The organism is Stenotrophomonas geniculata, assembly GCF_034508895.1.
Taxonomy (GTDB): Bacteria; Pseudomonadota; Gammaproteobacteria; order Xanthomonadales; family Xanthomonadaceae; genus Stenotrophomonas; species Stenotrophomonas geniculata.
Genome location: NZ_CP140571.1, coordinates 77367 through 87727, shown reverse-complemented (window position 1 = coordinate 87727; position 10361 = coordinate 77367). Strand labels below are relative to the sequence as shown.

Here is a 10361-nt window from a genome sequence, read left to right as displayed (position 1 = left end):
CGTGTTGTGGTGTGGGGGAGGCCGGTCGTAGTGGGGCGGCCTCCCCCTTTTTTTCTGCTCGCCGCGTCTGTTTGTCTCTGTAGAGCCGAGCCCATGCTCGGCTGCTGTTCGCCGCGTCGCCCGAGCGTGGGCTCGGGCGCTACAGATTCTGTGGCCGGTTGAGGGGTTTACCCCGCCACCTTGCCCCACACCTTGAACGTGGTCAGCCACAGGCCGAGCATGCTGCCGATGTTGGTCAGCATGAAGGTCAGCACCACGCGGGTGACGCGATTGCGATACCAGCCCTTCAGGCTCTGCGCATCGTCGCGCAGCTTGAGGAAGTCCTCATACGCCGGCTTGCGCAGGCGCGCTTCCACCAAGGCCGAGAATGCGCCGGTCGGGATGCTCAGGCGGAACGGCTTGAACGGGGCCACCGCGATTGCAGTGAGGATGCTCAGCGGGTGGCCACCGGCCAGCAGGCAGCCCAGGCCCGCCAGGCCGCCGGTATACATCGCCCAGGTCGCCAGCAGCTCGGTACCCACGCCGAGGCCGCCGCGATAGAAGCCCACGCCGATGCCGATCGCCACGATCGCCAGGATGCCCAGCGTGAACCAAGGGATGTTGCGCTTCTTCGGTACCGCTTCCAGCTCGGCACGCAGCGGCGCCGGTGCTTCGGTGTCGGTTTCCAGGTAGCGCGCCAGGCCTGCAAGGTGACCCGCACCGACAACCGCCAGCACTTCACGCTGCTGCGGGTTGTGCTCCTCGCGCAGGCGCGTGGCCATGTAGCGGTCGCGCTCGCCGATGATGGTCTCGTACAGCGCTGGGCTCTCGCTGGCGAACTCACCGAAGCTCGATTCCAGCATGTCGCCCTGCTTGAGCTTCTCGATCTCGTTCTCGCCCACTTCCTCGGACGAGAACAGGCCGGCGCCGAGGCCGGCGACCAGCTTCAGCTTGCCGAAGAAACCCAGCCGCTGCGAGGCGCGGCGGAAGGTCAGGCCGACCTCGCGGTCGATCAGGTGCACCGGCAGGTCGCGTTCGCGGGCCAGTTCCACCGCGCGCTTCAGTTCGGCGCCCGGCTCGATGTCCAGCTGTTCGGCCAAGCGGCGCTGGTAGGCGGACAGCGCCAGGTTGGCCGCGAACAGGGCGACGCGGCCCTTGCGGATCACCTCGACCAGGTCGAGCTTGGCCAGCGTGTCCGGATCACTCAGTGCCTGCAGGCGCTGCGGGTCCAGTTCAACGGCAACGGCATCGAAGCGGCCGCTGTCGATGGCTTTTTCCACCGCCTCGACGCTGGCGCGCGAAACGTGGGCAGTGCCCAGCAGGGTGTAGCGCACGCCGTCGCGTTCGACGACGCATACCGGCTGGCCGGCGAACAGGTCGTCGCCGGTTTCGGGAAGGGTTTCGGTCATGGGTTCATTCATTGGAAGGTGCGGTGTCGGCGCCATCGCCGAGCGCGCGCTGCATCTGCACGGTATCCAGCCAGCGGCCGTGCTTGCGGCCAAGGCCACGGAACACGCCGACCAGCTCGAAGCCGAAGCGTTCGTGCAGCTTGATTGAAGCGGTATTGGTCGGTTCGCCGATCACCGCCACCATCTGCCGGTAGCCACGCGCCACGCAGGCATCGATCAACGCCTGCAGCAGGCCGGTGCCGACGCCCTTGCCCTGGAAGCCGGCATCGACGTAGACCGAGTTTTCCACGGTCCACTGGTAGGCGACGCGGGTGCGGTAGGTGTTGGCATAGGCATAGCCGGCCACCTGGCCGTCGATCTCGGCGACCAGGTAGGGGAAGCCGCGTTCGATGATGTCGCGCATGCGGCGCAGCATCTCGGTCGCGTCCGGGATGTCGTACTCGTAGGTGTTGACGAAGTCGGTCACTTCCACCGCATAGATTGCGGTGATCGCGGCGATGTCGGCCGGGCCGGCATCACGGATGAGGACGGCCATGCGCGGGCTCCGGCTCAGTCGATGTAGCGCTTGAGCAGGTCACCGTACGCATCGATGCGACGGTCGCGCAGGAACGGCCAGATGCGGCGCACGTGCTCGCTGCGCTGCAGGTCAACGTCGCACAGCAGCACGGTGGCGTCGGTGCCGGCTTCGGCCAGGAACTCACCCTGCGGGCCGAGCACGTGGCTGTTGCCCCAGAACTGGATGCCCGACGCGCCCAGCGGCGAAGCCTCGTGGCCGACGCGGTTGCAGCTCAGCACCGGCAGGCCGTTGGCCACGGCGTGGCCGCGGTGGCTCAGCACCCAGGCGTCGCGCTGGCGGGTCTTCTCGTCCTGCACGTCGTCCGGGTCCCAGCCGATCGCGGTCGGGTAGAGCAGCAGTTCGGCACCGGCCAGCGCCATCAGGCGTGCCGCTTCCGGGTACCACTGGTCCCAGCACACCAGCACGCCAAGGCGGCCCACCGAGGTGTCGATCGGCTTGAAGCCGATGTCGCCCGGGGTGAAGTAGAACTTCTCGTAGAAGCCCGGGTCGTCCGGGATATGCATCTTGCGGTACTTGCCCAGCAACGTGCCGTCTTTCTCGAAGACGACGGCGGTGTTGTGGTACAGGCCGGCAGCGCGGCGCTCGAACAGCGAGCCCACCAGCACCACGCCATGCTTCTTCGCCAGCGCGCCCAGGCGCTCGGTGCTCGGGCCCGGAATCGGCTCGGCCAGGTCGAACTCGTCCACCGACTCGTGCTGGCAGAAGTACGGCCCGTTATGCAGTTCCTGCAGCAGCACCAGCTTGGCACCCTGCGCAGCCGCCTCGGCCACGCGTGCTTCGATCACCGCCAGGTTGGCGGCGGCATCACCGTGGTTGCGCTCCTGGATCAGGGCGACGGTAAGGGGGCTGCGCGAGTTCATGCGGGGCGTTCCTGCGGGGGAAAACCAGCATGTTAGCGCGGATGGGCGGCGACGGCGTGTCGCGCGCTGAATGGGTGCACGCAATCGGTAGCGCCGGGCCATGCCCGGCGGATTTTCCAGATGCGGCAGCGTTCGCCGGGCATGGCCCGGCGCTACCGGTTCGGCTTACGCCTTCAACAGCCCTGCCGGCAGCTGCATGGTGATGCAGTGCAGGCTGCCGTTCTGCCAGATCAGCGAGCGGCAGGGCACCTGCACGATCTCGCGGCCCGGGTGCGCCTGCGCCAGCACGTCGCGGGCCAGGTCGTCGGCCGGATCACCGTAGGCCGGCATCAGCACCGCACCATTGACGATCAGGTAATTGGCGTACGACGCAGCCAGGCGGCGGCCTTCGTCGATCACTGGCTGTGCCCACGGCAGCGGGAACAGGCGATACGGCTGGCCGTCCCTGGTGCGCAGCGCGGCCAGTTCGTTGCCCATCGCCTGCAGCTCGGCGTAGTGCGAGTCGCTCGCGTCGTCGCAGGCCTGGTAGACGATGCTGTCAGCCGAGGCGAAGCGGGCGAGGGTGTCGATGTGCGCGTCGGTGTCGTCGCCTTCCAGGTAGCCGTGGTCCAGCCACAGCACGCGGTCCTGCTGCAGCCAGTCGGCCAGGTCGGCGCTCAGGCTGGCGCGGTCGCGGTCCGGGTGGCGCTCGTGCAGGCACTTCCAGGTGGTCAGCAGGGTGCCTTCGCCGTCGGTCTCGATGCCGCCGCCTTCCAGCGCGAACGGGATGCTGCGCACCGGCGCGTCGTTGAACACACCGGCCTGGTCGAGCACGCCCACCAGCTGGTCATCCAGGGTGGCGTCGAACTTGCCGCCCCAGCCGGTGAAGCGGAAATCCAGCAGCTGGAAGCCGCCGTCGGCGCGGCGCAGGGTGATCGGGCCGGAGTCGCGCAGCCAGGTATCGTCGTAGGCCGCCGTGGTGAAGTGGACCTTGTCCATGTCGATGCGGTTGGAGCGCAGCCGCATCTCGGCATAGGTCTCCACATCGTCGTCGGCCACGCAGATCAGCACCGGCTGGAAGCGGGTGATGGCCGCGACCAGGGCGATGTAGGTCTCTTCCACCTGGCCCAGGCGGTCGGCCCAGTCGGTGTCGGCGGTGGGCCAGGCAATCAGGACGCCGCTCTGGGCTTCCCATTCGGCAGGAAAACGAAGGGTCTGGTTCATGGTCTCGCTACACAGGCCCGCCCACGGCGGGTAAAGGGATCAACGGATCGGCGGTTTCGGGCCGATTTCGTTCGGGTCCGCCTGGTTGGCCACCACGTCGATCACCTTCTGCTTCTCGAAGTAGACGGTGAACTGCGGGTACACCCAGCGGTTGATGGTCGGCCACTGCCGCTTCTGTCCGCCACGTGGCTGCAGCTGCTCGCTGGGCGCGCCGAACTGCGCCTGCACCTGCTGCATGCTCTGGCCGCGCACGGGCATGGCACCGGCCGGCTTCTCGCGGGCACGGTCGACAAGCAGGGTATCGGCCAGTGCCGGTGTGGCGGCGGCCAGGGTGGCCATCACGGCCAGGGCGGACAGGTAACGCTTCATCTCGATCTACTCCCCAGTGGTCAAGAAAGGCGATTACAGCAAAAACGGCAGGAAAAAGCCGCAAAAACAAAAAACCGCCCGAAGGCGGTTTCTTGCATCGGGTCGGCCCCGCGTAGGGCCAGCCGCAGCCGGAAGGCTGTGAGGCTTAGCGCTGACGCGCCTTGAAACGCGGGTTCGACTTGCAGATGACGAAGATCTTGCCACGACGACGCACGACCTTGCAGTCACGGTGACGGGCCTTCGCCGACTTCAGGGAGGACAGGACTTTCATGGCATACCTCGGCGTAAACAGTAGTTGTTCGGGTGGAGCGTGGCCGCGATATGCGAAAGACAATCGGCAGTTGACGCTCGTTCAAGCCCGCCATTCTACCGGGCTTTTCCTCGTGGTTTCAAGTGGTTGCACAAAAGATCCCGCTGGGGGTGTCTGGCAGGGGCTAGAATGACCCCTTCACACGCTCTGGGAACCCCATGAATCCACTCGCTCCCGTCCTGACCATCGACGGCCCTTCCGGGGCCGGCAAGGGTACCATCAGCCGCATCATCGCGCGCCGGATGGGCTGGCATTACCTGGATTCGGGCGCGCTGTACCGGGCAGTGGGCGTGGCCGCGAGCTGGGCCGACATTGATACGTCCGATGCCTCGGCACTGGTGCGCTGCACCTTCGACACCCATGTTCAGTTTGTTGAACAGGGCGAGTCGATGCGGGTCATGGTCAACGGCACCGATGCCACCGACGAGCTGCGCCTGGAGACCACTGGCGCCCTGGCCTCGGCCATTGCCGCCATTCCGGAGGTCCGCGCGGCCCTGAAGGAGCGCCAGCGCGCATTCAGGGAGCTGCCCGGCCTGGTTGCCGATGGCCGCGACATGGGTACGGTGATCTTCAAGGACGCCCCCTATAAGGTCTTCCTGACCGCCAGTGCCGAGGAGCGCGCCGAGCGCCGGCATAAGCAGTTGAAAGACAAGGGGGTTTCTGTTAACTTTGATGACCTCCTGCGCGAGATCATGGCCCGCGACGCCCGTGATGCTCAGCGTACCGTGGCGCCCCTGAAGCCGGCAGACGATGCTGTCCTCATCGACACCACAGGCATCGGCATCGCAGATGTCGTTGCCAGAGTGATGGATCTGCTTCCGGTTCCGGCTGCCTGATCCGTTCGCGCGGGAGCACTGCCAGCAGCATCGGCGGTGGTCGCGCATAACAGTGCTGTACCAGCTCCGTCGCGCAATGATGCGTGGCGGTTTTCCTACTACACACGACCTGCGTTTCCGGGGTCGACCAACAGGCGGGCGGTCGCCATTCCCCTGAAGGGGACGCCACCGACCCATGTGTCCAACAGAGTAAATCTAATGACCGAATCATTTGCCGAACTGTTTGAAGCCAGCCAGGCCAACCTGGCCAAGCTGAAGCCGGGCGCCATCGTCAGCGGTACCGTTGTTGAAGTCCGCGGCGATGTCGTGGTGATCAACGCTGGCCTGAAGTCCGAAGGCATCGTGCCGATCGAACAGTTCCGTAACGACGCTGGCGAAATCGACGTCGCCGAAGGCGACATCGTCAAGGTCGCCCTCGACTCGATCGAGAACGGCTTCGGCGAAACCGTCCTGTCGCGCGAGAAGGCCAAGCGCGCGATGGTGTGGGACGAGCTGGAAGAAGCGTTGGAAAAGAACGAAACCATCACCGGCCGCATCAGCGGCAAGGTCAAGGGTGGTTTCACCGTGGACATCAAGGATGTCCGCGCCTTCCTGCCGGGTTCCCTGGTCGATGTGCGCCCGGTGCGCGATCCGGCCTACCTGGAAGGCAAGGAGCTCGAGTTCAAGCTCATCAAGCTGGACCGCAAGCGTAACAACGTCGTGGTCTCGCGCCGCGCTGTCGTCGAAAGCGAGCACTCGGAAGAGCGCGAGCAGCTGATGGACAAGCTGCAGGAAGGCGCGATCCTGAAGGGTGTCGTCAAGAACCTGACCGATTACGGCGCGTTCGTGGACCTGGGCGGTATCGACGGCCTGCTGCACATCACCGACATGGCGTGGAAGCGCGTGCGTCACCCGTCGGAAGTCGTGAACGTCGGCGACGAGCTGGACGTCCGCGTGCTGAAGTTCGACCGCGAGCGCAACCGCGTTTCGCTGGGCCTGAAGCAGCTGGGCGAGGATCCGTGGGACAACATCGGCCGTCGTTACCCGGCCAACAGCCGCGTCTTCGGCAAGGTCTCCAACGTCACCGATTACGGTGCGTTCGTTGAGATCGAGCCGGGCGTCGAAGGCCTGGTGCACGTCTCCGAGATGGATTGGACCAACAAGAACGTCAACCCGTCCAAGGTTGTCCAGGTGGGTGATGAAGTCGAAGTGATGGTGCTGGACGTCGATGAAGAGCGTCGCCGTATCTCGCTGGGCATGAAGCAGGTTGCCGCCAATCCGTGGGAAACCTTCGCTGCCACCCACAAGAAGGGTGACAAGGTGTCGGGCCAGATCAAGTCGATCACCGACTTCGGCATCTTCATCGGCCTGGACGGCGGCATCGACGGCCTGGTCCACCTGTCCGACATCAGCTGGAACACCACCGGCGAAGACGTCGTTCGCAACTTCAAGAAGGGCGATACCCTGGACGCCGTCGTCCTGGCTGTCGATCCGGAGCGCGAGCGCATCTCCCTGGGCGTGAAGCAGCTGGAGCAGGATCCGTTCGGCCAGTACATGGCTGCCAATCCGAAGGGCTCCAAGGTCGAAGGCGTGGTGAAGGAAGTCGACGCCAAGGGCGCGATCATCGAGCTGGCTGACGGCATCGAAGGTTACGTCTCGGCCCGCGACATCGCCAACGAGCGCGTTGACGACGCCACCCAGCACCTGAAGGTCGGCGACAAGGTCGAAGCCAAGTTCGTGGGCATGGACCGCAAGGGCCGTACCCTGCAGCTGTCGATCAAGGCCAAGGACGACGCTGAAATGCGCGAAGTGCTGGAGGAATACCAGTCCTCTTCGGCTTCCAGCGGCACCACCCAGCTGGGCGCGCTGCTGCGTGCACAGCTGAACGGCAACAAGTCCGAGTAATCGGCCTTACGCTGTTCGTTGTTTCCTGGACGGCCCGGGCATTGCCCGGGCCGTTTCAGGCTGGGATACCCCTGATGTGAGCCGGTAATGACCAAATCCGAACTGATCGAAATCCTTGCGCGCCGCCAGGCGCACCTGAAGGCCGATGATGTCGATCTGGCGGTGAAGTCGTTGCTGGAAATGATGGGCGGATCGCTGTCCGCCGGGGATCGCATCGAAATCCGTGGTTTTGGCAGCTTCTCGCTGCACTATCGTCCGCCGCGCCTGGGTCGCAACCCGAAGACCGGCGAATCGGTTGCCCTGCCGGGCAAGCACGTTCCCCATTTCAAGCCGGGCAAGGAACTGCGCGAGCGGGTCAGCAGTGTGCTGCCGCTGGACGCCGATCCGGCCTGAGCCTCCCGTCGCGCCACCGCGTGCGAATCCAGCCGCGAGTCGGATAAGCTACGGACTCCTGCCACTGGAGCTGTCGCATGAAGGTTTTTCGTCTGCTGGTCCTGCTGGCGGTACTGATCCTTGGATTGATCATCGGTGCGGTCAACATGACCGCGATGTCGATCAACCTGCTGTTTACCCAACTGCACACCTCGGTGGGCGTGGCCCTGATCGCCGCGCTGCTGGTGGGTGTCATCGTCGGCGCTGGCCTGGTGCTGGTGAGCGTGGTCATTCCGCTCTACAGCCAGTTGCGCCGCGCCAACAAGTCCGCTGTCGCCACGCCGGCACCGGTTGCTTCCCCCCAATCTTTTGATGGACGCTGATCGAAGATGGATTTCGTCACCGAGTGGTTCTGGTTCTTCCTGTTCGTTCCGCTGGCCGCACTGGCCGGGTGGGTGATCGGACGGCGTGGTGGTCAACGCCACGGTGACAGCCAGGTCAGCCGCCTGTCGAGCACCTATTTCCGTGGCCTGAACTACCTGCTCAACGAGCAGCCGGACAAGGCCATCGAGCTGTTCCTGCACATCGCCGAGCTGGACAAGGAAACCTTCGAGACCCAGGTCGCGCTGGGCCATCTGTTCCGCCGCCGTGGTGAAGTCGACCGCGCCATCCGCCTGCACCAGGGGCTGGTCAATCGCCATGACCTGAGTGATGCGCAGCGCGTGCAGGCGCTGCTGGCGCTGGGCGAGGATTACATGAAGTCCGGCCTGCTGGACCGCGCCGAAACCGTGTTCACCGAACTGGCCCAGCTGGACCAGCGTGCCCCGCAGGCACTCAAGCACCTGATCGGCATCTACCAGGCCGAGCGCGACTGGGAAAAGGCGATCGACAACGCCACCCGTTTCGAGGATGTCACCGGCGAGCCGATGGGCAAGCTGATCGGCCAGTTCGAATGCGAACTGGCCGAACGCTTCCGCGGTGCCGGCAAGCTGGAAGAGGCGAGGGCAGCGATTGCCCGGGCCTACCAGGCCGATGCGATGTCGGTCCGTGCCGGCATCATTGAAGGCCGCCTGGAAACCGATGCCGGCAATCCGGAAGCGGCCGTGCGCGCCTTCGAGCGCGCGGCGCGCAACGATCCGGAGTACCTGCCGGAGCTGCTGCCGGCGCTGATGCAGAACTACCGCAAGGTGGGCGATCTGGCCGGCGCGCGCGCCTTCCTGTCGGAGATGACCGAGCATTACCGTGGCATTGCCCCGGTGCTGGCGCTGACCCGTCTGATGGAAGAGCAGGAGGGCGTGGCCCCGGCCCGTGCCTACCTGGGCCGCCAGCTCAAGGATCGCCCGTCGGTGCGTGGCGAGTCCGCGCTGATCGACCTGACACTGGCTGAAGGTGCCGATTCCACGGCGACCCTGCACGACCTCAAGCACATCACCGACCAGTTGCTGGTGCGCAATCCGGCCTATCGCTGCACCCGTTGTGGTTTCGGTGCGCGCACCCACCACTGGCAGTGCCCGAGCTGCAAGGAGTGGGGTACGGTCAAGCCGCTGCTGAACTACGCGGTGCTCTGATCCATGCCGTGGCTCGTGATGGGCGCGCTGCTGGGTCTGGCCCTGCTGAGTGCGGCACTGACCTGGGCAGCGCGGGGCTACGCGCTGCGCCGGCAACTGTTTGACCAGCCGGGCGAACGCCGCAGTCATAGCGTGGCGACCCCGCGTGGCGGCGGCATCGCCATCGTCATCAGCCTGCTGGTGACCGCCGGTGTTGCCGTGTGGGCCTGGCCCGAAGCGCGTCCGAGCCTGCTGGTCGCCAGCCTTGGCCTGGCGCTGGTGGCGGGTATCGGCTGGTGGGACGACCACCGGCCACTTCCGGCCATGCGCCGCCTGATGGTGCACTTCATCGCCGCCGCGCTGCTGGCCGCGCTGGTCAAGGTCCATGGCGGCAGCTGGCTGCTGGCCGTACTGGTCCTGCTGTTCACCGCTTCGCTGATCAACATCTGGAATTTCATGGATGGGATCAACGGCATCGCCGCCAGCCAGGCCATCGTGGTCGCGCTGGGACTGGCGCCGCTGCTGCCTTGGCCGTACTCGCTGGCGGCGGTCGCGTTGGGCCTGGCCTGCCTTGGCTTCCTGCCGTTCAACTTCCCGCGGGCCCGGATCTTCATGGGCGATGTCGGAAGTGGCGCGCTGGGCTACGCGGTGGCGGCAGTGCTGGCACTGGCCAGCGTAAAGACCGACATCCACTGGATGCTGCTGCTGGTGTCGGCATCGCCCTTCCTTGTGGACGCGGGCTTCACACTGCTGGCGCGCATCATTTCCGGACAACGCTGGATGGAACCCCATACCCAGCACGTTTACCAGCGCGCGGTGCAGGCAGGAGCCAGTCACGCCCAGGTAACAGGGATGTACTTTGCTTTGGGCCTGTTCAGTATTACAGTGCTTAATGTCTGCTCCAATTTGCAGCCGAGGTGGGAGGCTGCCGTGGCGATCGCGTGGTTCACCGCGCTGAGCGTCCTCTGGCTCCTCCTGCGCAATGGATTGCGCCACCCAAAAGGAAATACCTGAC

General features: G+C 65.4%; 12 protein-coding genes. 6 read left to right on the top strand and 6 right to left on the bottom strand.

What is annotated here, in order from left to right:
• Positions 1-167 precede the first annotated feature (167 nt).
• The 6 genes from RI032_RS00420 to ykgO all read right to left on the bottom strand — a co-directional run bounded on the left by RI032_RS00420 (position 168) and on the right by ykgO (position 4668).
• A complete protein-coding gene (locus tag RI032_RS00420) occupies positions 168-1388 on the bottom strand; it encodes a TraB/GumN family protein (protein ID WP_425603817.1) in 1221 nt (406 codons plus the stop codon).
• Between the two features lie 4 nt (positions 1389-1392).
• A complete protein-coding gene (locus RI032_RS00415) occupies positions 1393-1923 on the bottom strand; it encodes a GNAT family N-acetyltransferase (protein WP_322547685.1) in 531 nt (176 codons plus the stop codon).
• Between the two features lie 14 nt (positions 1924-1937).
• Complete coding sequence (locus tag RI032_RS00410; protein ID WP_005409280.1) at positions 1938-2825, bottom strand: carbon-nitrogen hydrolase; 888 nt, start codon at positions 2823-2825, stop codon at positions 1938-1940.
• A 165-nt stretch (positions 2826-2990) separates the two neighbouring features.
• Positions 2991-4028, bottom strand: a complete 1038-nt coding sequence (locus RI032_RS00405) for an agmatine deiminase family protein (RefSeq protein ID WP_019336280.1) — start codon at positions 4026-4028, stop codon at positions 2991-2993.
• A gap of 39 nt (positions 4029-4067) precedes the next feature.
• Positions 4068-4367 carry a hypothetical protein gene (locus RI032_RS00400; RefSeq protein ID WP_425603865.1) on the bottom strand — a complete coding sequence of 100 codons (300 nt, stop codon included), beginning with the start codon at positions 4365-4367 and terminating at the stop codon, positions 4068-4070.
• A 175-nt stretch (positions 4368-4542) separates the two neighbouring features.
• Positions 4543-4668 (bottom strand): type B 50S ribosomal protein L36, encoded by a 126-nt coding sequence (gene ykgO, locus RI032_RS00395; protein ID WP_005409283.1) that lies wholly within the window; start codon positions 4666-4668, stop codon positions 4543-4545.
• A gap of 197 nt (positions 4669-4865) precedes the next feature.
• Here ykgO and cmk point away from each other — a divergent pair, with 197 nt between their 5' ends.
• The 6 genes from cmk to RI032_RS00365 all read left to right on the top strand — a co-directional run bounded on the left by cmk (position 4866) and on the right by RI032_RS00365 (position 10360).
• A complete protein-coding gene (cmk, locus tag RI032_RS00390; RefSeq protein WP_010484566.1) occupies positions 4866-5543 on the top strand; it encodes a (d)CMP kinase in 678 nt (225 codons plus the stop codon).
• Between the two features lie 198 nt (positions 5544-5741).
• On the top strand, positions 5742-7427 hold the full coding sequence (rpsA, locus tag RI032_RS00385; RefSeq protein WP_005416230.1) for a 30S ribosomal protein S1: 1686 nt from the start codon (positions 5742-5744) through the stop codon (positions 7425-7427).
• Between the two features lie 87 nt (positions 7428-7514).
• A complete protein-coding gene (locus RI032_RS00380) occupies positions 7515-7820 on the top strand; it encodes an integration host factor subunit beta (protein ID WP_005409286.1) in 306 nt (101 codons plus the stop codon).
• A gap of 77 nt (positions 7821-7897) precedes the next feature.
• Positions 7898-8182: a LapA family protein gene (locus tag RI032_RS00375; protein ID WP_010484569.1), complete on the top strand. Its 285-nt coding sequence runs from the start codon at positions 7898-7900 to the stop codon at positions 8180-8182.
• 6 nt (positions 8183-8188) lie between these two features.
• Positions 8189-9367, top strand: a complete 1179-nt coding sequence (gene lapB, locus RI032_RS00370) for a lipopolysaccharide assembly protein LapB (protein WP_005416232.1) — start codon at positions 8189-8191, stop codon at positions 9365-9367.
• A 3-nt stretch (positions 9368-9370) separates the two neighbouring features.
• Positions 9371-10360, top strand: a complete 990-nt coding sequence (locus RI032_RS00365; protein ID WP_134958372.1) for an MraY family glycosyltransferase — start codon at positions 9371-9373, stop codon at positions 10358-10360.
• Position 10361: the final 1 nt, after the last annotated feature.